The sequence below is a fragment of the Clostridium sp. YIM B02551 genome, assembly GCF_022324735.1.
Lineage (GTDB): Bacteria > Bacillota > Clostridia > Clostridiales > Clostridiaceae > Clostridium_T > Clostridium_T paridis.
The window spans coordinates 34501-55703 of record NZ_JAKGTF010000001.1 but is presented as its reverse complement, the minus strand read 5'-3'; the positions used below and the strand labels follow the sequence as shown (position 1 = coordinate 55703).

General features: G+C 29.8%; 23 protein-coding genes. 2 read left to right on the top strand and 21 right to left on the bottom strand.

The annotated features are described in order from the left end of the window. Positions 1–117: 117 nt before the first annotated feature. Complete coding sequence (locus L1S47_RS00300; protein ID WP_238881309.1) at positions 118–726, top strand: 3'-5' exonuclease; 609 nt, start codon at positions 118–120, stop codon at positions 724–726. Between the two features lie 25 nt (positions 727–751). Here the strand turns inward: L1S47_RS00300 and L1S47_RS00295 are convergent, their stop codons facing one another. Next, positions 752–1999: a M48 family metallopeptidase gene (locus tag L1S47_RS00295; protein WP_238881307.1), complete on the bottom strand. Its 1248-nt coding sequence runs from the start codon at positions 1997–1999 to the stop codon at positions 752–754. Between the two features lie 254 nt (positions 2000–2253). Between L1S47_RS00295 and rd the strand changes: the two genes are divergently transcribed. After that, positions 2254–2415: a rubredoxin gene (gene rd, locus L1S47_RS00290; protein ID WP_202767469.1), complete on the top strand. Its 162-nt coding sequence runs from the start codon at positions 2254–2256 to the stop codon at positions 2413–2415. Between the two features lie 39 nt (positions 2416–2454). Here the strand turns inward: rd and pflA are convergent, their stop codons facing one another. The 20 genes from pflA to L1S47_RS00190 all read right to left on the bottom strand — a co-directional run bounded on the left by pflA (position 2455) and on the right by L1S47_RS00190 (position 21187). Beyond that, positions 2455–3174 (bottom strand): pyruvate formate-lyase-activating protein, encoded by a 720-nt coding sequence (gene pflA / locus L1S47_RS00285; protein WP_238881304.1) that lies wholly within the window; start codon positions 3172–3174, stop codon positions 2455–2457. An 80-nt stretch (positions 3175–3254) separates the two neighbouring features. Next, positions 3255–5480, bottom strand: a complete 2226-nt coding sequence (gene pflB / locus L1S47_RS00280; protein ID WP_238881299.1) for a formate C-acetyltransferase — start codon at positions 5478–5480, stop codon at positions 3255–3257. 192 nt (positions 5481–5672) lie between these two features. Further along, positions 5673–6347 (bottom strand): orotate phosphoribosyltransferase, encoded by a 675-nt coding sequence (gene pyrE / locus L1S47_RS00275; protein ID WP_238881297.1) that lies wholly within the window; start codon positions 6345–6347, stop codon positions 5673–5675. A gap of 16 nt (positions 6348–6363) precedes the next feature. Continuing rightward, positions 6364–7266, bottom strand: coding sequence for a dihydroorotate dehydrogenase (locus L1S47_RS00270; protein WP_238881295.1), 903 nt, complete (start codon positions 7264–7266; stop codon positions 6364–6366). A 14-nt stretch (positions 7267–7280) separates the two neighbouring features. Beyond that, positions 7281–8018, bottom strand: a complete 738-nt coding sequence (locus L1S47_RS00265) for a dihydroorotate dehydrogenase electron transfer subunit (protein ID WP_238881292.1) — start codon at positions 8016–8018, stop codon at positions 7281–7283. A gap of 10 nt (positions 8019–8028) precedes the next feature. Next, positions 8029–8904: an orotidine-5'-phosphate decarboxylase gene (pyrF, locus tag L1S47_RS00260; RefSeq protein WP_238881958.1), complete on the bottom strand. Its 876-nt coding sequence runs from the start codon at positions 8902–8904 to the stop codon at positions 8029–8031. A 5-nt stretch (positions 8905–8909) separates the two neighbouring features. Beyond that, positions 8910–10103, bottom strand: coding sequence for a dihydroorotase (locus tag L1S47_RS00255; protein ID WP_238881290.1), 1194 nt, complete (start codon positions 10101–10103; stop codon positions 8910–8912). A gap of 10 nt (positions 10104–10113) precedes the next feature. Continuing rightward, positions 10114–10545 carry an aspartate carbamoyltransferase regulatory subunit gene (locus L1S47_RS00250; protein WP_202767476.1) on the bottom strand — a complete coding sequence of 144 codons (432 nt, stop codon included), beginning with the start codon at positions 10543–10545 and terminating at the stop codon, positions 10114–10116. Then, positions 10545–11468, bottom strand: coding sequence for an aspartate carbamoyltransferase (gene pyrB, locus L1S47_RS00245; protein WP_238881288.1), 924 nt, complete (start codon positions 11466–11468; stop codon positions 10545–10547). Before pyrB ends, L1S47_RS00250 begins: the two co-directional genes overlap by 1 nt. A 226-nt stretch (positions 11469–11694) precedes the next feature. Next, positions 11695–11994 (bottom strand): hypothetical protein, encoded by a 300-nt coding sequence (locus tag L1S47_RS00240; protein ID WP_238881286.1) that lies wholly within the window; start codon positions 11992–11994, stop codon positions 11695–11697. A 77-nt stretch (positions 11995–12071) separates the two neighbouring features. Then, a complete protein-coding gene (locus L1S47_RS00235) occupies positions 12072–12533 on the bottom strand; it encodes a hypothetical protein (protein ID WP_238881284.1) in 462 nt (153 codons plus the stop codon). Between the two features lie 39 nt (positions 12534–12572). Continuing rightward, the gene (locus L1S47_RS00230) at positions 12573–12713 is read right to left on the bottom strand and encodes a hypothetical protein (protein WP_238881283.1); all 141 of its coding nucleotides are present in this window, start codon (positions 12711–12713) and stop codon (positions 12573–12575) included. A 93-nt stretch (positions 12714–12806) separates the two neighbouring features. Continuing rightward, positions 12807–13280, bottom strand: coding sequence for a DUF3888 domain-containing protein (locus L1S47_RS00225; protein ID WP_238881281.1), 474 nt, complete (start codon positions 13278–13280; stop codon positions 12807–12809). A gap of 134 nt (positions 13281–13414) precedes the next feature. Continuing rightward, positions 13415–13858 (bottom strand): hypothetical protein, encoded by a 444-nt coding sequence (locus tag L1S47_RS00220; RefSeq protein WP_238881279.1) that lies wholly within the window; start codon positions 13856–13858, stop codon positions 13415–13417. A 146-nt stretch (positions 13859–14004) separates the two neighbouring features. After that, complete coding sequence (locus tag L1S47_RS00215) at positions 14005–14784, bottom strand: serine hydrolase (protein WP_202767483.1); 780 nt, start codon at positions 14782–14784, stop codon at positions 14005–14007. A 234-nt stretch (positions 14785–15018) separates the two neighbouring features. Then, a complete protein-coding gene (locus tag L1S47_RS00210) occupies positions 15019–16116 on the bottom strand; it encodes a 6-phosphofructokinase (protein ID WP_202767484.1) in 1098 nt (365 codons plus the stop codon). Between the two features lie 356 nt (positions 16117–16472). Next, positions 16473–16889, bottom strand: coding sequence for a hypothetical protein (locus tag L1S47_RS00205; protein ID WP_238881277.1), 417 nt, complete (start codon positions 16887–16889; stop codon positions 16473–16475). A gap of 178 nt (positions 16890–17067) precedes the next feature. Further along, entirely contained in the window at positions 17068–17943 is an 876-nt protein-coding gene (locus L1S47_RS00200) for an undecaprenyl-diphosphate phosphatase (RefSeq protein WP_238881276.1), read from the bottom strand. 191 nt (positions 17944–18134) lie between these two features. After that, a complete protein-coding gene (manA, locus tag L1S47_RS00195; protein ID WP_238881274.1) occupies positions 18135–19112 on the bottom strand; it encodes a mannose-6-phosphate isomerase, class I in 978 nt (325 codons plus the stop codon). 221 nt (positions 19113–19333) lie between these two features. Next, complete coding sequence (locus L1S47_RS00190) at positions 19334–21187, bottom strand: tetratricopeptide repeat protein (protein WP_238881272.1); 1854 nt, start codon at positions 21185–21187, stop codon at positions 19334–19336. Positions 21188–21203 lie beyond the last annotated feature (16 nt).

Sequence of the window (21203 nt, the reverse complement as noted above, 5' to 3'; positions counted from 1 at the left end):
GCTTTTTTTATTATTCTCAAATACTTTAATAACATATACATAAATTTCTTAAATTTTTCTTTAAACTTCAAACTATTTATATTATTATAAAAATAGTTATCTAAGGAGGACTAGAAGATGAAATTACTTTTTTTTGATACAGAAACTACAAGTATACGTCCAGGAAGAATATGCCAACTAAGTTACATTGTAGTAGATTCAGGTGTTAAACCTCAGCAAACTTTTGGGAAAAACTACTTTTTTACAGTAGATGAAATGGATCCATCAGCCGAAGCAGTGCATGGATTCTCTTTAGAAAAATTATATGACTTAAGTAACGGGAATTACTTTGAAGATTCTTATGAAGAGTTTCTAGAGGATTTTATCCAAGCTGATTTTATAATAGGACATAATGTATCTTTCGATATAAAATTCTTGTCTCATGAACTTCTATACATACTAGGAGAAGAATTTAGTGCTAAACGAACCTTTTGCACAATGAATTACTATAAGGATATTATTAAACTACTTAAAAACAATGGTGAATATAAAAATCCTAAATTACAAGAGGTAGTTGATTATTTAGAGATATCAAAATCAAAAATCGAAGAAACAGCAGATAAGTTATTTGAAGGTAGTGGAAACTATCACGATGCTAGATTTGACACAGCTGCCACATATTTAATAGTTGTAGAAGGAATTAAGAAAAAACTGATACCTGCTGGATACTTTTCTTCTAAAGTTTAAAAAGGCTTCTTATGAAGCCTTTTTTTTATTTATCATAACTATTCGCTAAATCTATTCTCTCTTTTGCAGTTGGATGATCAAACCTTAGTATCTTATACCATTTATCAACATCATATGGTGAAAGATTAGTTTCCATGAACTTAAGTTCTAATATTCCATTCGTTAAATTATCCTTTGTAATTTGAATTGCAAATTTATCAGCATCTAATTCTATTTTTCTCGAATAATATAGTGAAATAGGGTTTAAGATTATTCCAATTAATGTTGAAAACAATAAAATATATGCAAGTCCATATGGTCCCTTAATCTCTCTCTTATTTCTTTTTGCTATAACAAACGTTAAAAAATAAGCTGGAAAATAAGTTAATGCACCTAGTAGGAATTCCAGTGCGATTCCCTTTGGTATATGATTAAGCTTATAATGCCCTATTTCATGTGCCACTACTGATAATATTTGTGATTCATCTAGATTATTTAAAGTAGTATCCCATACAACTATTCTTTTTGATGAAAAAATTCCTGTCATATATGCATTTAATGCAGATGTCTGGTCACTCATTTTCACTTGATAAACACTAATATTATCAATTCCTTCTCTATGTGCTAAATCTTTTATTTTATATTCCAATTCTTTATTTTGCATTGGAGTTATTTCATTTAGTAGTGGATCTACAACAAAAGGAAAAATAAATGTTCCTAATATAACCGAAAAGCCAGTAAATATTACAACTAAAAGTGGCCACAATTTAAATTTTCTAAAAATATAATATAGAATTGCTGCAGACAATGTAGTTAAAGCAAAATTTAAAGCTTCATTTTTAAATAAGTCCAAAAGCCACGAAAAAAAGTCATAATTTAATAATCCTACAAGTTTCAATCTATAAAATGAAGAAAAGAACGTCAGCGGAAAAAATATAATAAAACTAGTTAAGTAATATATTACACCGATTACTATCCCTTCTCTTATATAATTATTTCGTTTTAAAAATTTATTTTCTACAATTTCAATTATTCCGCATTTAATTATAAATATAGGGAAAATTATACTTAGTCCCATACTTAATAAAAAATACCCTTTTGAAAAAGCATAATTTGCTTTTACCAAAGAAGTTTCTACAGGTGGAATAATTTTATCCTTTTCAATCTTAATTTCGACCTTTTTATCTGAGTGAAACTGTCCTTTATATTTACTTTCCAAAAATAATGTAAAGGACATGGTTATAAAAAATGTAATTGAGAGAAATACTATTAAACGTAATAAAAACTTTTTCACCTTGTCTTCTCCTTTTTTCTTTATTTAAATAAACCTTTATATATATTATATTCTTTATTATGTTTGACATTTAAATAACTTTATAAAATATAAGTATAAAAGTTTTAACTTATTCATTTTATAGCATTATTCTAAATACTTAACAATGCATATTTTTTATATTATATTAAATAATATATTGAAATATATCTAAATTATGTTATAATTATATTGTAATTAATAATAGTTATTAAATAATAATGGAGGTAGATTTTATGAAAAGTTATATTTGTGATGTTTGTGGTTATGTTTATGATCCTGCAGTAGGTGATGAAGACAACGGTGTTGCTCCAGGAACTGCTTTTGAAGATATTCCAGAAGATTGGGTTTGCCCATTATGCGGTGTAGGTAAAGATGAATTTTCACCAGTAGATTAATTTAATATTTGATAAATGAAAAAGAGGCAATGCCTCTTTTTATTTTTTGCTTACTTCTATTAGCAACTTTTCTAATTCTTTTGCTCTATTTTTATTCATAGCAGGCATTAATTCAAGCTTATATTTCATACCAAGTGCTTCATACTTATTAACTCCAAGCAAATGATATGGCAAAATTTCAATTCTCTCAACATTGTTAAGGCTTCTTATAATTTCTCCAAGTTTATTAATTGATTCTTCGTTGTCCGTTACTCCTGGCATCATAACATGCCTAATCCACATCTTTTTATTCATCTTATTTGCTAGATGTAAAAACTTTAAACTTTCATCTATATTTCTTCCAGTAATCTTTTCATATTCTGTTGCATCATAATGTTTAATATCAAAAAGAACCAAATCTACTAATTCAAGTATTTCTTCATATTTCCCTAACCCAACTCCTGCAGTATCTATTGTTGTATGAATTCCTCTTGATTTACATAATTTCAGTACTTCAATTAGGAAATCAGGTTGCAGAAGTGGCTCCCCTCCTGAAAAAGTGACGCCTCCACCAGAGTTTTTAAAATATGTTTTATATCTTTCTATTTTTCTAACTAACTCTTCGGGTGTATATTCAGTACCCCCTTTAGTATTCCATGTATCTGGATTATGACAAAAAGAACATCTAAGTGCACATCCTTGAAAAAAGACCACAACTCTTATTCCTGGACCATCCACTAATCCCATTGTTTCTATTGAATGAATATTTCCTTTTATCATGTTATCACCTCTTTTAAAAATAGGAGGCTGTAGGGATTTATGTAAACCCCTATTCTAGCCTCCCTTAATCTTTTACTTAATTATAAACTTTCGTGGAAAGTTCTGCTTATAACTTCTTGTTGTTGTTTTCTAGTTAATCTATTAAAGTTAACAGCATAACCTGAAACTCTTATTGTTAATGAAGGATATTTTTCAGGATGGTCCATTGCATCCATTAATGTTTCCCTATTAAAAACATTAACATTTAAGTGATGAGCTCCTTGAGTAAAGTATCCATCTAAAACTCCAACTAGATTTTCTTCTCTTTCATCCTCTGCCTTACCTAAAGCATCTGGAACTATTGAGAAAGTATTTGATACTCCATCCTCACACACTTCATTATATGGTATTTTAGCAACTGAATTTAATGAAGCTAATGCACCATTATTATCTCTTCCATGCATTGGATTTGCACCTGGAGCAAATGGTTCTCCTGCTTTTCTTCCATCAGGAGTTGCGCCTGTTTTCTTACCATAAACTACGTTTGATGTGATAGTTAATACTGATAATGTATGTTTTGCATCTCTATAAAGTGGGTGTTTTTTAAGCTCACTTGAGAACTTATTTACTAATTCAACAGCTATATCATCAACTCTATCATCATCATTTCCATACTTAGGGAAATCTCCATCAATTTCAAAATCAACTGTTATTCCATTTTCTCTGATTGGTCTAACTCTTGCATATTTTATAGCACTTAATGAATCAGTAGCTACAGAAAGACCTGCAATTCCAAATGCCATTAATCTACCAACTTCAGTATCATGTAGAGCCATTTGGCCTGCTTCATAAGCATATTTATCATGCATAAAGTGAATTATATTCATAGTATCAACATATAGCTTAGCAACATATTCTAATACTTTAAAATAACTTGCTTTTACTTTTTCATAATCAAGTATTTCGTCTTCTATCTTCTCAACTCCTGGTACAACAACTGTACCCTTCTTCTCATCTACTCCACCATTGATAGAGTATAATAAGGATTTTGCTAAGTTACATCTAGCTCCAAAGAATTGCATTTGTTTTCCAACCTTCATGGCAGATACACAGCAAGCTATTGCATAATCATCTCCATATATAGGTCTCATAACTTCATCATTTTCATATTGAATAGAATCTGTTAGTATAGACATCTTTGCACAGTACTTTTTAAATCCTCCTGGTAAAGAATCAGACCATAAAACTGTCATATTTGGTTCTGGTGCAGATCCTAAATTTGATAAAGTATGTAAATATCTAAAGGAGTTTTTAGTTACTAATGTCTTACCGTTTACTCCCATTCCTCCAATTGATTCAGTAACCCAAGTTGGATCTCCTGCAAATAAATCATTATATTCTGGAGTTCTTAAATGTCTAACTAATCTTAGTTTAATTATGAATTGATCTATTATTTCTTGTGCTTCTTTTTCAGTTAATAGACCTCTCTTTAAATCTCTCTCTATGTATATATCTAAGAAAGTTGAAGTTCTTCCTAAAGACATTGCAGCACCATTATTTTCTTTAACTGCTGAAAGATATCCAAGATATACAGCTTGTACTGCTTCTTTTGCATTTTCTGCTGGCTTAGATAGATCTACGCCATATTTTAATGCCATATTCTTTATTGCTCCAAGGGCTCTTATTTGCTCAGAAACTTCTTCTCTTTTTCTAATAAGTTCATCTAGCATATCACCCTTTAGATTTTTTAAATCCTTTTTCTTTTCTTCTATTAAAAAGTCAATTCCATAAAGAGCAATTCTTCTATAATCACCTATTATTCTTCCTCTTCCATATGCATCAGGAAGACCAGTTAATAATCCTGCACTTCTTGCCCATCTAATTTCATCAGTATAGGCATCAAATACGCCTTGATTGTGTGTCTTTCTATACTTAGGAAAATTCTCAGCTATTTCTTCATCTATAGAATATCCATAAGCTTCTAATGATTGCTCAACCATTCTCCAACCACCAAATGGATTTACTATTCTTTTTAGTGGAGCATCAGTTTGCAAACCTACTATAACTTCATTTTCCTTATCTATGTAACCAGCTTCGTAGCTATCTATGCCTGAAACTCTGTCTGTTGCCACATCTATGATGCCTTTTTTGATTTCTTCAAGTATTAATTCACTTGATTTATCCCAAACCTTTTTAGTTTTATCAGTAATACCTTGTAAAAACTTATCATCACCTTCATATGGTGTGTAATTTTTTTGAATAAAGTTCCTAACGTCTATTTTTTCTTGCCAGGTACCTTCCTTGAATTCATCCCATTGTTTAAACATTGCACATTCCTCCTACCTGAAGTTTACAACTTCATTATATCTTATAAGTATGTAAAAGTTAATAGATTTATGTAAATGATAAAAAGTTTCATTTATTGTTAATAATTATTATCCATAAATGACAAATTATAAAAAAGATATAGTTGAAAATGACAATCATTTAACAAACTATACCCATATTTTTACACAAACTTATTTAGTTCCATATACTTTATAATAATCTTCTATTCTTTTTTTCATAGAATCATCAATTAAAACTTGCCCATTAACTTCTTTATTATATAAATACTCCACGACTTCTTCCATAGTAACTATGGCACATGTTTTAAAGCCAAAATTATCGCGTATCTCTTTTAGTGCCGACTCTTCTCCCTTACCTTTTTCTATTCTATCTACTGAAATAATTAGTCCTTTAACTTCTACTTTTCCCTGAGCTTCTAGAATTGGTATTGTTTCATAAATAGAGGTTCCTGCTGTAGTTACATCTTCTACAATTAATATCTTATCACCATCTTTTATTTTACTTCCTAATAAGATTCCTGTATCTCCGTGGTCCTTTACTTCTTTTCTGTTTGAACAATAGTTTACATCCACATCATATAGCTTACTTAATGATATAGTTGTAGCCACACTTAAAGGTATTCCTTTGTATGCTGGTCCAAATACTATATTAAAATCTTCATGAAAATTTTCCTTTATGGCTTTTGCATAAAAATCTCCTAATCTACTTAGTTGACTTCCTTTTTTATAGTTACCAGTATTTATAAAGAAAGGTGTCTTCCTACCACTCTTAGTAACAAAATCTCCAAAGGTTAATACTCCACATTCAATCATAAAATCAATAAATTCTTTTTTATATGCTTCCATTTTACCCCTCCTATTTTTAAATCTTAGCTATTCCTACAAGTTCATTTATATTCTTTATTCCTTCAGCTATTAGAAAATCTTCCATTTCTTTTATTATTCTCTTGCCTGCTAAAGGGTCATAAAAATTTACTGTGCCTATCTGTATTGCGTTAGCCCCTGCCATTATAAATTCAATAGCGTCTTTTCCACTCTCTATTCCCCCAAGTCCAATTACGGGGACAGAGACTGCTGAACTCACCTCATAAACCATTCTAAGTGCTATTGGTTTTACTGCTGGACCTGATAATCCTGCTGTTACATTATTAAAAACTGGTTTTCTCCTATGTATATCTATAGCCATTGCTTTTAGTGTATTAATTAATGATAGGGAATCTGCCCCTGCATTCACACAAGAATATGCCATATCAACTATATCTTCTGCATTAGGTGAAAGTTTAACCATTAGTGGCTTATTAGTTATTTTCTTTATTTTAGAAACAACTTCTGCTGCAACATTTGATTTAATACCAAAAGCCATTCCCCCTGACTTAACATTAGGGCATGATATGTTTAATTCAATCATATCTATGTCTGTTTCATTTAGCATTTCACAGGCTTTTTCATAATCTTCTATAGTTGCTCCACCAACATTGGCTATAATATTTGTGCCTAATTTTTTCATTTTAGGAAGCTCTACTTCAATAAACCCTTTGACTCCTGGATTTTGTAATCCTACAGAGTTCATCATTCCCATTGGGGTTTCCCAAACTCGTATTCCATCATTGCCTTCTTTTGGATTTAAAGTTAATCCCTTTGAAGAAATTCCTCCTAATATACTTACAGGATAAAAATTATTATACTCTGCTCCGAATCCAAATGTACCAGAGGCTGCAATTACTGGATTCTTGAATTCTACACCATTTATATTTACTTTCATCATAATATTTACCCTCCTTACATCTCTATATAGTTTCCATCAAAAACCGGACCATCTTTGCAGGTTCTCTTATTTCCGTCCTTAGTCTTGCAGGTACATACAAGGCATGCCCCTACTCCGCATGCCATATGTTTTTCTAAGGACACGTATATTCTCTTTTTCTTTTCTTTTGCCATTTCAACTACCTTTTTCATCATCACTTCAGGCCCACAGCATAAAATTGTATCATACTTGTCCATTTCTATTAAATCAGTTACAAACCCCTTTATTCCATGCTTTCCTGTATTCGTTGAGATATTAACTCCATTACAGTATTCATTCAGCTCATCCCTTAGGTATATCTCATTTCTAAAACCCGCATATAAATCTATTTTCATGTTTGGGAAGTTACTTCTAAGTTCTCTTGCCACTTGTAAAAATGGTGCTGTTCCTATCCCTCCAGAAACAATAGCAACCCTTCCTAGATCCTCATTAGTTATAAATCCATTACCCAATGCACCAGTAACATAAATCTTATCTCCAGACCTAAGTTTTGCATATTCTTCTGTACCTCTGCCAACTACAGCATATACAAATGATACTGCTTCACCATCCCAATTACATACTGAGATTGGTCTAGGTAGGAGTGTTTTTCCATTTAGTTTCAACATATAGAATTGACCTGCCTTAACCTCATTTTTTTCAGCAATATTCATTCTATAAATATTGGGACTTATTTCAACATTACTTATAATCTCTGCTAATCTATATTCCATAAAACCACTCCTAACCAAGTTTATTAACTGCATCTAAGATTTCGTCTCTCATTCTAACAACTTCTTTTCTGGCATAATAACCTATAGATTCTCTACCGTCTCCTTCTTTATAAGCTAATAGTATTTTTCTTGAGGAATTGACTACTCCACCATTTCCCTTGTTTAGGTATAGTGCTACATCTTCAGCCTTTCCTCCCTGTGCTCCATAGCCTGGGATTAAAAAGAACATTTTTGAGAATCTACTTCTTAGTTCCTTAGCTTCTTCTCTATGAGTACATCCAAGTACTCCTCCTATTTGAGAATAACCACATTCCCCTAAATATCCTTCTCCCATTTTAGTTAATCTATCTCCAACCTCATGGTATACCTTATGTTCTAAAGTCGTATCTAAAAATTCAATGTCATTTGCCCCTGGGTTTGATGTTCTAACAAGCGGGAATAATCCTTTTTTACCTTTTACGAGATATGGCAAATATGGTTCTATTGAATCCATTCCCATATAAGGACTTAATGTAATAAAGTCCGCCTCAAAATCCCCCTCAAAATGTGCCTTAGCATACATCTTAGCAGTTGCTGCAATATCTCCTCTTTTTATATCGGCAATTATTATTGCTTCTTTTTCCCTCAAGTAATCTAATGTTTTTTTATAAACTTCTAGTCCCCTTATTCCCAGTGCTTCATAATAAGCTATTTGAACCTTAAAAACTGCAGCTACATCATATGTTCCGTCAATGATTTCTTTGTTGAATCTAAATATAGCCTCTGCATCATCAGCACTATTTTTTATAATATCTTCTGGAACATACTCTATACTTGTATCTAATCCTACACATACTACACCTTTTTCTTCTACCCTTTTAAATAATCTATCAATTATATTCAATATTCCCCCTACTTTCTATATGCTATTTTTCCAGCTTTTATTGTCATAACAACCTCTCCGAAGTATTCCAAGCCGTCAAATGGTGTGTTATTGCTTTTTGATGCAAAATTATTTGAATTAATCTTATTTTTAGAATTTAAATCCACTAATACTAGGTCACCATCATATCCAGGAGATATTCTCCCCTTATTAATTCCAAGAAGCTCACCAGGATTTGCTGACATTAACTTACTTAGTGTTTTTAAACTTATTTCATTATCTTTAACTAGTGTTGTATAACAAATTGAGAAAGCAGTTTCAAGCCCTACCATTCCTGGTGCACCATTTTCTTTATCCTCTTTGCCATGAGGAGCGTGATCTGTGCCAATTACATCCACGTAACCATCCTTAATGGCTTTAATTAAGTATTTTCTATCTTCCTCTTCTCTTATAGGTGGATTAACTCTATAGTTAGAAATGTCTTTATTCAATGCAATGTGATGAGGGGTAACTTCCGCTGTTACATTTGCCCCTTCTTTTTTCCCATCAATAACACATTTCATCGCCTCTTTAGTTGATATATGTGCCATATGGAGTTTAGCTTTTGAATATTTAGCAAGTTCAACATCTCTTAGAGTCATCAGATTTTCTGCGAGTCTCATGTCTATGTTTGAAAATTCATGATTCTCAGCATGCGATATAACTACCCAATTATTATTTTTAGCTATCCCCATTGCATCTAGCATAACTTTAGAATCCATAACCCCTTTTCCATCATCAGATATTGCTTTTACAACTAAATTTCCTTGGAAATTATTAAGATGTGTAATGCTCTTCCCATCAAAATCTTTGGTGATAGATAGGCATTGATGTAAGTCTATTAACCCTACTTCTTCATTTCTCTTATATACATAATCAAGAACTTCCTTACTAGAACAAATTGGGTTAGTATTAGCCATTAAATTCACAAAAGTAAATCCACCTTTTAATGCTGCCCTAGATCCAGTTTCTATATCCTCTTTATAAGTAAACCCTGGCTCCCTAAAATGTACATGTGTATCTATAAAGCTAGGCATTAAAGTTAAACCTTCTCCATTAATCTCTTGTACATTTTTATCAATTGAAGTACCAATTTCTTTTATTAATCCATTTTCGATATATAAGTCTCCTACAAAATCATGACTTTCATCAACTATTCGTACAGCCTTTATTAACAAATCCATGCCTAACCCCCTATAATTTTGAGAATTCACTTGTCTCATCACAATACTCACATCTATAAATACCTTCTTCTTTATTGGTAAGTTTAAAAGCTTGTGGAATATGTGCTTCTACTGATGTTATACATCTTGGATTTTTACAATAAAATATATTCTCAACTCTAGATGGTAATTCAGGCTTTATCTTTTCTACTATCTCTTCATTCTTAACTACGTTAATTGTAATACTTGGAGATATAAGCTTAAGGAAGGTATAGTCTTTGATACTTATATCCTCAATCTTTATAATATCTTTTTTACCTAATTTATTACTGGTAACATTCATGATAAGTGCTACTGGATAATCCACTTTATTTAATTCTAAGTAATTAAATATTTTAATTCCTAGTCCAGCCCTTATATGATCTATTACTACACCGCTTTTTATAGTAGTTATTTTTAGCATTATCTCACCTCCAAAAGTTTAAGAATTAAAGCCATTCTTACATACATTCCATATTCAGCTTGCTTGAAATAGCATGCTCTTGGATCTTTGTCCACTTCTTGAGCTATCTCATTGACTCTTGGTAAAGGGTGAAGAACTATCATGTCCTTTTTAGCTTTAGACATTTTACTTTGGTCTAAAATATAACTATCCTTTAGTCTTATATAATCCTCTTCATTAAAAAATCTTTCTTTTTGAACTCTTGTCATATATAGAATATCTAATTTATCAATTACATCTTCTAATCTTTCTACTTCTATAAATGGTATATTTTCTTTTATTAAAATTTCATCCCTTATATAATGTGGGATAGTCAATTCCTCTGGGGATATTAAGATTATTTTATTATTTTTATATCTAGATATGGCTTTTATAAGTGAGTGAACTGTTCTTCCAAACTTTAAGTCTCCACAAATTCCTATTACATGACCTTCTAGATTCTCTTTAAGACTTTTTATTGTTAATAGATCTGTTAATGTTTGAGTTGGGTGCTGATGTCCACCATCTCCAGCATTAATTATTGGTACTGATGAATAAATAGTTGCTACTTTTGCTGAACCTTCTTTTGGATGTCTCATGGCAATAATATCTGCGTAAGTTGAAACTATTTTTATTGTATCTGAAAGACTTTCTCCTTTAGAAACAGAAGATGAGTTAGGTTCTGAAAATCCTAGTATATTTCCTCCAAGCTTCATCATAGCAGCTTCAAAGGAAAATCTTGTTCTTGTACTTGGTTCATAAAATAATGTGGCAAGTATCTTACCACTTAAAAGATGTGAGTATTCCTTTGGATTTTTCATAATATCATTAGCTAAGCTGAAAATATCCTCAAGTTCCGAAATAGATAGATCCATTGGATCTATTAGATGTTTTAAATTATTCATAATTTCCTCCTTTTTAACCTCTCTGTGTTAATTTAAAGGTTTTGTATTTATAAAAAAAATGCCTTCCATAAAGGAAGGCATAATAATCTTATCAATGCTTCATTAAAATAACTTCCTTAACGACCTCTCTGGATCACTTTAAAGGTTTTAATTTATATAGAGAATATCAAAGATCACATAAAATGTCAATGTTTTTTAGGTATAATTAAAAATATAAATGATAGTTTTAGGTAAGAGAGTCTGAATTAGAATCTTTTTCAACTCTTCTTCTTTTATTTACTGCAATGGTTGGTCTGTTATACACTACTAAAACTTTTAGCTTAGCAAGTGTCTCATTGAAGCCCTTAACTGTGTTTACATTTATTGTTTTATTAGTTGCTGTAGAATCAATAACTTCCGCAAGTTCAACTAACTGATCATCATATGGATAGCATTCTTTTGCTCTCTTATAATCCTTTTTTGCTTCCTCCTGATCCTTATATGTACCACACAGTACTCCTTCAATTAATAAAAACCATCTTTTCAAATCGGGTTCCCTCCTATTATCGCAATACACAGGATAATATATATTTACTATATAGCATATTGAAAAGCTTTGCAATATTAAGGCTCATTATATATCGGTTTTTTTAGTGAAATACAAGCTTTCTCTATTAGAAGTATTTCATTTTCTTTCACCTCATTAGGCAAAAGTAAAAACTTAAGTTTGTAATTTGATTTTATATATTCTATTACTTTACATATATATTCTACATTTTTATTTTCTTCACCTATCTCATTTTCAACCCAGCTAGTAGTTTTAAATACATCCTCCATAACCTTATTTCTGAAGGTTTCACTAACATACTCTGGTTCAATACTTTCTAATAACTTATTTTTTAAATTCCCGCTTTCTGATGTACTGCCTATATACACTAATTCTTCAGTATCTTTTTTGTAAATGAAATATACTCCTTTTATCTCTGGAAGTATTTCAAGGCTATATTCTATAAATTCACTAAGATTCTCTTCTATTAATGTTTCAGTAAGCATGTTTACATTTAAAAAATACGACTTTATATTCAAGATCTCATCTCTCCTTATTCTTATTTGTAAAGAAAGAGTCTATTTAGACTCTTTTCTTACTGGATTATATTTTGATCTATTTTTTTCTTCAGGATCGATATATTCATAATCACCGGATTCATTTTTCCTTAAGCCTAAGCGTGCCATTTGCTTTTTAGTTACTCTAAGTTTATTAGTCATATTAACACCTCTTAAGTATTATTGACCTTAGGATATTTTTTATACTCTTGAATAATTGGTGGCGACTAATTCCATTATTTAGTACTTATGTTATTATAATTTCTTCTTAATAATATTTAAATAATTTGGTGGTAGTGGATGATCTTCAATATGTTTAAATTTTAATATCTTTACCTCACCTATTCCTCCTACAGAAATCGTAACATTGTCAGTACCTACAGAATTATGAGGTCCAATATACGGCATAACCTGCGTTTCTATTATAAAATAAAAAGTTCTATATCCATTAGGTCTATCAACTCTTAAAATTTTAATACTCATAGGATCAACTATTGGTGTAACTGTTAAAAGTTCTCTATAATAGTCATCTACTGCCTTTTGTATATAGGGAGTTAACATTGAAAATAAAATATCTTGATATAATTCTTCTTGTGAATACTTTGATTCTTTATAAGGATTGTTAATCATAGTCTTCATATTATTAGCCATTGAAACAGCCGCTGCTTTTGCTGTGTTATTAAAAGTAATTAATAATACTAAAAATGAGGAAACTAAAATCTTCTTCAAATTAATCACCTCTATAAATAATTCTTAATAGTAGCATTAACAGAATTCCAATAAATAATCGTCAATAGCTTCCCTCAACTTAAAATTCTCCTTACTTTAAACTAATCTTCCAATGATCTTAATGCATATTACAGTTATAATGTTACATTATATTTCAATAGGATTTTTTCAAGTTCTTTGTTTTTTATTGAAAATAAATTCCCATTATGAGATATTTGAAAAATATCTCCGCCACAATATTCAAAAGAGTCATGAGAACCATCATTTTGAATTAAGAGAATTGCCATACCTCCATCTATCTGTCCTGTCCGATTGCTACGGTAAAATTCTGAGTTCAATAAATACTCTATAAAATTATCCCTTTCAGAACCAGTAAGTTCAACATTTTTAGCATTGATTCCCCCAGTATAAAATGTAATCTTTGAAATTTCTGTATTTTCTAATTGGTTTTTCTTCTGCGTCCATTCATACCTACTAAGAATATTGCTCCCTACGGTTGTTTTCAAACCTATTTCTACGCAACAAACGAATAGTAAAATAATAATTAATAAGTAGATAACATATTTTTTAGTCTTCATATACTTTACTCCTTAGCATAACTGCTCAACCCACTAAAACTTTCCACTATTTTAATTATATATTATATTTATTATCATTAATAACTCATAGTATAATTCCTAAAAAAATAACTCCTAGAACCTAGGAGTTATCTATCTTTCATGGCTTAATGCCAATTATTCATTACATTATCCCACATCATCTTGCCACACTTAGCAAGAGTTATGGTTCCGTATACACTGTTAGGTATTTCCATTGATAATACAGTAAACACAAAGTTACCTTTTGATAATTGAATTAACTGAGTATCATTTTCTACACCCTTCTTATCACCAGTTTTAGATGATATATCATATTTCAAATCATCTGAAATATATAAAGCAAGTTTATTCTTAATTTGTTGTCTTCTTAATATATCTACAATCATAGTGCTATTTTCTTTATTTAAATAAGTAGCATTATAAAGGTGCTTCCATATCATTGAAAGATCATAAGCTGAAGTTATATTTTCTAAATCGCTTTTTTCTGTTCTTTCATCAGCAGTTTTTCTATTTAGAACTGTGTTTCTAAGTCCCATTTCCTTGATATTTTCATTTATTCTATCCATTCCAACTAAATCTATTATTTTATTCGCAGCAGTGTTATCACTTTGAATTAACATTGCAACTAATAATTCAAAAATTGTATATTCTCTTTCTCCGAATTCATGAATTATACCAGTTCCATAAACTTTATCTTTTCCTTCTATTTTAATTTTATCTAAGAAAGTATATCTTCCATCTTCAACAGCTTTCACAAGAGATACAGCTATAGGTAACTTCATACAGCCTGCCGCAACCATTTGAACGTTTTCATTATAACTATACATATATCCAGAATGTAAATCTTCAAAATAAAAACTGTAATTACCTATTCTAGACTCTAAATATTTTTTTATCTCTTTCATAATACCCTCCAGCTTTCATTACATTATGTTTTTGTAAGATTATTATACCACGTTTTCAGAAAATTTTGAAGTATTTTAATAATTTGTATATTGAGTAAATATTTTGAGCACTAATCCCAATGGAATTAGTGCTCTCATTAAGGGTTTAAACAAAAAACTTAAATTATACTTGTTAGTAAATTCTAATCTTGCAATTACTACAAAGTATTAATCAATAAGTTAACTTAACCCATATTAATCTCCAAAAGAAATACCTATCTTTCTAGCAACAGTTACAAGTTCACCATCAGGATTTACATTTTTATTTGCTCCAATTACATTTTCAAGAGTTTCACATGATATTACATCACCTTTTAAGCATACCATATTACCGAATTTTCCTTCTTTAATTAGGTCTGCAGCTGCAACACCATATCTTGTTGAAAGAATTCTATCAAAAGTTGATGTTGTTCCTCCTCTTTGAAGATGTCCTAATACTGTACATCTAACTTCATTTTCCTTAATGATTTTCTCTATATCTCCTGCTAACTTGTTACCTATTCCTCCAAGTCTTATTGGATCTGGAGAATCCTCAACTATTTTAGCTACAACCACTTCTCCATCTTTTGATTTAGCTCCTTCAGCTACAACTATAATAGAGAATGGTTTTCCATGTTTCTTTCTATCTTCAATCTTTTCTACTATCTTATTAATATCATATGGAATTTCAGGTAATAAGATTACATCCGCTGATCCAGCTATTCCAGATTCTAAAGCAATCCACCCTGCATTTCTTCCCATAACTTCAAGTAACATTACTCTATGATGAGATTCTGCTGTAGTATGAAGTCTATCTAAAGCTTCAGTTGCTATACTAATGGCAGTATTAAAACCAAAGGTTACATCAGTTGCTGCTAAATCATTATCTATTGTTTTAGGTACACCTATTACATTTACACCTTTTCTTGAGAAATCTCTAGCAGATGTAAGTGTTCCATCTCCTCCAATAACAACTAAAACATCAACGCCTTCTTTTTTCATGTTTTCTACTGCTACATCTGAAACATCTTTTTTAACCATCTTACCGTCTTCATTAACTAAATAATCAAAAAGATTATCTTTATTAGAGCTGTATAGTATTGTTCCACCTTTATGTTCAATTCCTGAAACACTTTCTAATGTTAGTGGAACAAAATCGTTGTTATATAAACCACGATACCCAAATTTGTAACCAATAACCTCATAACCATACTGCAAAATTGCTGTTCTTGTTACCGCTCTAATTACAGCGTTTAATCCTGGGCAATCTCCGCCTCCTGTTAGTAATGCTATTTTTTTAATTTCTTGTGACATTATAATCCTCCTCTACCCTTGCGGATCGTTCTAAAATTAATACTCTCACGGAAAGTGCTTTGATTTAACGACTTTCTTGTGCTATATTAATGCAAACGACAAAAAATGCTAAACGTTTGCAAAATATTCAGATAATTACCACAATTAAATGATATCATAATATTCAGAAAGTTAAAAGCTTTTTTTATGTTAATAAAATACAATTTTGCATTTTATATAAATATATACTTTTTGAAAATAAAATTAGGATGAGTAACTTTATTTTCTCATAAATTACTCATCCCATAAATTATTTATACTTGCTTAAAAATACACTCATATTCAATGTAATTTAATAAATATTTTTACCTAGATTATTACTCTACTTGAGTTAATAATCTTTTCATTATATCTTTTAGTTTCTTTTCTCCTACCTCTTCATGAGTTACTGCAATAACTAATTTAATGTCATTATCAGATTCATCCCACTTATACGCCCTAATATCTAAAATTGATTCTTCTGGAATATATTCTTCTAAATCTGTTGCGATTTCTTCTGCTAATGTAAGATATTCTTCAAATAATTCTTCTTCACTATACTCATTTATGTTGATTTCATCATCTTCCATCATTTCTTTTAGTATATCTATTGATATGCTTAAGTTTAGAGCTAAAATATCATCCCTTTTTGAACCTTTGCTCATGTCTTTAACAACTTTAAATTCAGAATTATTTTCAATTTTATATATAGTATCTTTACTATCAATAATTTGATTACCAAATGCTATGTACATATCTTCAACTCCCAATTTTTTTATGTTTTTAAACTAAATTTATCTATTTTATTAATTATTATAACTTAAATAAATTAATATATTAATTTATTAACTCAAGCTATAACATTTAACATTATATAGGAAAATAAAAGAACTGCCAACATTTAGTCAGCAGTCCAGTTTAAATATTCATTTTTTATTTAATAATTCCTGCAAAAGCTAAACCTACTAAAACAAGTCCAACAATTATTCTATATACTGCAAATACTCTCATAGGTTTCTTCTTTAAGAAGTTAATAAACATTTCTATTACTACTAGAGCTACTAAAAATGCAACTATAAAGCCTATAACTAATGCTATCCAATAAGTTTTATTCATTATTGAAAAATCAAATTTAATTAATTTTAATAATGATGCTCCAATCATAGCTGGAATAGCTAAGAAAAATGAAAACTCAGTTGCCACAGAAGTTGAAAGTCCTGAGATCCATCCTCCCATTATTGTTGAGGCACTTCTTGACATTCCTGGCCACATAGCTAAGCATTGAAAAACACCTACTTTTATTGCTTGGGTAAAACTTATTTTATCAATGTCCTTAGTAATTCTTTTACTCTTCCTCAAGTCTTTTCTATAGTAGTTCTCAACTAAAACAAGTAATATACCACCAACAACAAATGCGAATGATACAGTTTTAGCTGAAAAAAGTTTTTCTTCTATAAAATCATTAAATTTAAGTCCTAATATAACAGCAGGTATAGTACCTATTAATACCGCTAGCCAAAAATTAAAGCCTCTTTTTGCTTCTTGTTTTCTTGTTGCAGCAAATACAAAAAATTCAATTACAGTTGTGTAAATCTTTTTCCAATATAAAACTATAACGGCTAAAATTGCTCCTAGTTGAATAACTACCTCAAACATATCCGAAAATGCTTTTGTTTGCGATGTATTAAAGCCAATTAGTTCTCCAATTAAAATCATATGTCCTGTAGATGATATTGGTATAAATTCAGTAATACCTTCTACAATAGCTATAACAATAGCTTTAAGTATAAAAATAAAATCAATTCCCATGCGTCTACTCCTTTATGTTTACTCAAATTTCATTATAAAACCTAATTACATCAATGTCTAATTAAAATTTCCTTAAAATTTTATTGCTATTAATTAACATATTAATTTATACTCATAAATCCTTTGATTAATTCACATAAAAAAAACAGTTAAAAAGTCAAAAAAATTTTAACTTTTTAACTGCAATAATATTATCTTCTTATATTATTAAGTATTTCTTCTTCAACTTTAGCTTCATTTGGCACATATGATTTTAACAAGGTTGATTTCCCTATTATTTTATATTCGCCTAGCGTTGCTGGTATAAATACCGAATCACCCTTAGAATACTTAACAGTTCCATCTTTATATTTGATTTCTCCACTTCCCTCAGTACATGTAAATATATAAAATCTTTCCTTGTCACTGCTCTCAGTTACTTCAGTCTGTAATACATATTTTTCTATAGAGAAATATGGACAAAGTGATAAGTATTCCTTTAAATATCCGTCTTCTTGTATTTTTATTCCTTTTGCATTTTTACCTGATAGGGAAAAATCAATTACATCTAATGCTTTTTGAACGTGAATTTCTCTTCCTCTATTATAATCATATACCCTATAAGTGGTATCGCTATTTTGTTGTATTTCAGCAATTGTTACACCTTCTTCTATTGCATGAACTAATCCACTTTTAACAAAATAGAAATCTCCTGGTTTAACATACACTCTATTTAAATATTTTTCTAAATCACCAGAATTTAGTGCCTTTTCAAACTCTTCCTTAGTACAATTTTTAGTCCCTACTACTAGGCTAGCACCTTCCTTTGCATCTATAACATACCAAGCTTCTGTCTTTCCTAGATCTCCTTCGTTTTTAAGAGCATATTCATCACCTGGGTGAACTTGAACTGATAATTTATCATTTGCAGTTATTATTTTAATAAGTAATGGAAATCTATCTCCTTTTATCTCACTACCTAAAACTTCAGCCCCTCTTTGTTTAATTAACTCTTCAAAGGTAAGTCCTTTAAATTCTCCATTTTTAACAACACCCATTCCATTTGGATGACAAGCTATATCCCAGCTTTCACCTATATTTCCTTCAGGTAAGTTATCTCTAAAGGCTTCTAGTTCTCTACCGCCCCAGATTCTATCATAATATAAATTCTCAAATATAATTGGATACATTATTAATCCTCCTTCTTAACTGTATATATAGAGTTTTTATAGAAAATTTAATTTATTCATGTTTAAGTTCCGTCATGAAAAAGTTGTTAGCTCAACTCAAGACCCTATATTATTTAAAATTAATTATGTATAAGTTATTATAACATTATATCATAGAGTTATATAAAAAAAGAATATTACTATATAAAAATATATTATATAGTAATATTCTAGATAACTTATTAATAGAACAATGTGAAATCTGGAATCTTTATAGAATCCCCATTACCTTTATTATAATCATCATATACTGTTTTTGCTTTAGTATAATTTTCTTCTATGGCTTTCTTTGTATCTGCATCAGTAATTGAATCTCTTGATTCATATGCCGCTTTTAAATTAGCCATACCTCTTTCTAAGTCAACATTAATCGAAATATAAAAACAACCTGCATTATTTAAAGTTAGTGGATCATTCTTATCTGCAGCATATGCATATCTAACTTCTTTAATAGCATCTGAATACTTTTCTTGATTCATATATATAGTACCCAATGTTCTATGATATTTAGGATTTGCATCATCTAATGAAATTGCTTTCTTAAGCAATGTAATAGCATCATCAGTAGAATTGCTATTTAGCTTTATTAGTGCCCTGTTATAATATAATTCTGTATCAGTTGGCTTTACTTGAGATGCAAGACTAAAATATTCATAAGCCTTATTACTATCTTTAGCAGTTGTCCAATAATAATTTGCAATCTTTGTCATAATGTCATAATTAAAAGGTTCTTTTAATAAAGCTGCTCTAAAATACGGTTCTGCCTCTTTATCTTTTCCTTGCTTTAACATAATATCAGGAATTAAGAAACCATAGTTATCAGGATAATCCTTGTTAGCTAGAATACTCTTTTGAGCGAATTCAAATGCCTTATCATATTCTCCTTTGTCATAATAGTACCAACCTGCAGTATGATACCCTATATATGACTCACTATTTTGACTGATAATTTCATTTAGTAATTTTTCACCTTTTTCATTATCACCAGAATACTGATATATTTTCGCTTGAATTATTTTAACATTAATATTTCCAATATCCTTACCATCTAATTCTGTTAGAGTTTTTTGAGCCATATCAGCTGAATCTTGAGACATTGAATATACTTTAGCTATCCATAGCTTGTAGCAAATTTCATTTGGCTCTTTTGAAGATCTATCTATTAATTTTTGAAGAATTAAATCCTTATTAAAGGTAGCTGCTTGAGATATTATGTCAAACACCTTAATCTCATCCTTATCCTTATACCAAGCTTCTTTTAATAAATCAAATCCTTTATCATAATCATCTAAAAGCATCTGCATCTTTGCTAAAATGGATAAATCATATGCTGAATCACTATCCACTGGATACTCTTTAACCATTTCGCTAGCTTTATCTTTCTCTCCATTTACCATATATACCGTATACATAGTTCTCATTAATGGTTTATCTTTTCCATAATTATTTAGTTCACTTTCACCTATTTCCAAAGCTTCCTTGTAATTCTTATTCATAAAATATGTGAAAACAATATAGTTTACTAACTCTCTATCTTTAGCTTCATACTTTTCTCTATTATTCCCAACTATTTTATTTCTTTTATTCATAGCATCTTTTAAAAGATCATTGGACTTGTCCATTTCACCTTGAACAGAATAGATTTCAGCTTCCTTTACTTCCCATATAGGCCACTTATCATCTTCTTGCAACTTTTCGTACTCACTTACTGATTTATCAAAATCTCCTTGATAGAAAAGCATTTCAGCTTTGTTATTAGCAATTAATGTTTGATTTTTCTTTAAAGCAGTTTTTACTGAAAAAATTATAATCAAGGCCATCATAAAGCAAAAAATCATTACAACTGTAGGATGGAGTATACTCCATTTCTCACTTAAAGCTTTATATTTCTTAATAAATGGATCTATTTTAACCTTTAACTTTTCATAAATAGTTAAACTTTTTTCTTTCATTTTTATCGCATTTTTTATTAGCTTACTTTTTATGGGTTCTCCATTTTTCTTAAGCTTGTTCAATAATTCTTTAATTTTTCCCATTTTTCCTCCTAATTAT

Coding starts and splice junctions, on each gene's coding strand:
- pflA (WP_238881304.1), bottom strand. CDS start 3,174: ATGATAAAAGGAAATATTCATTCAATAGAAACAATGGGATTAGTGGAT.
- L1S47_RS00190 (WP_238881272.1), bottom strand. CDS start 21,187: ATGGGAAAAATTAAAGAATTATTGAACAAGCTTAAGAAAAATGGAGAA.
- L1S47_RS00205 (WP_238881277.1), bottom strand. CDS start 16,889: ATGTACATAGCATTTGGTAATCAAATTATTGATAGTAAAGATACTATA.
- L1S47_RS00210 (WP_202767484.1), bottom strand. CDS start 16,116: ATGTCACAAGAAATTAAAAAAATAGCATTACTAACAGGAGGCGGAGAT.
- L1S47_RS00200 (WP_238881276.1), bottom strand. CDS start 17,943: ATGGGAATTGATTTTATTTTTATACTTAAAGCTATTGTTATAGCTATT.
- L1S47_RS00270 (WP_238881295.1), bottom strand. CDS start 7,266: ATGATGAAAGTAAATATAAATGGTGTAGAATTCAAGAATCCAGTAATT.
- pflB (WP_238881299.1), bottom strand. CDS start 5,480: ATGTTTAAACAATGGGATGAATTCAAGGAAGGTACCTGGCAAGAAAAA.
- L1S47_RS00300 (WP_238881309.1), top strand. CDS start 118: ATGAAATTACTTTTTTTTGATACAGAAACTACAAGTATACGTCCAGGA.
- L1S47_RS00250 (WP_202767476.1), bottom strand. CDS start 10,545: ATGCTAAAAATAACTACTATAAAAAGCGGTGTAGTAATAGATCATATA.
- L1S47_RS00230 (WP_238881283.1), bottom strand. CDS start 12,713: ATGACTAATAAACTTAGAGTAACTAAAAAGCAAATGGCACGCTTAGGC.
- L1S47_RS00220 (WP_238881279.1), bottom strand. CDS start 13,858: ATGAAGACTAAAAAATATGTTATCTACTTATTAATTATTATTTTACTA.
- pyrE (WP_238881297.1), bottom strand. CDS start 6,347: ATGGAAGCATATAAAAAAGAATTTATTGATTTTATGATTGAATGTGGA.
- rd (WP_202767469.1), top strand. CDS start 2,254: ATGAAAAGTTATATTTGTGATGTTTGTGGTTATGTTTATGATCCTGCA.
- L1S47_RS00255 (WP_238881290.1), bottom strand. CDS start 10,103: ATGGATTTGTTAATAAAGGCTGTACGAATAGTTGATGAAAGTCATGAT.
- manA (WP_238881274.1), bottom strand. CDS start 19,112: ATGTATCCAATTATATTTGAGAATTTATATTATGATAGAATCTGGGGC.
- L1S47_RS00215 (WP_202767483.1), bottom strand. CDS start 14,784: ATGAAAGAGATAAAAAAATATTTAGAGTCTAGAATAGGTAATTACAGT.
- pyrB (WP_238881288.1), bottom strand. CDS start 11,468: ATGAATAATTTAAAACATCTAATAGATCCAATGGATCTATCTATTTCG.
- L1S47_RS00265 (WP_238881292.1), bottom strand. CDS start 8,018: ATGGAATATAGATTAGCAGAGATTATAAGTAATGTTGAAATAAGTCCC.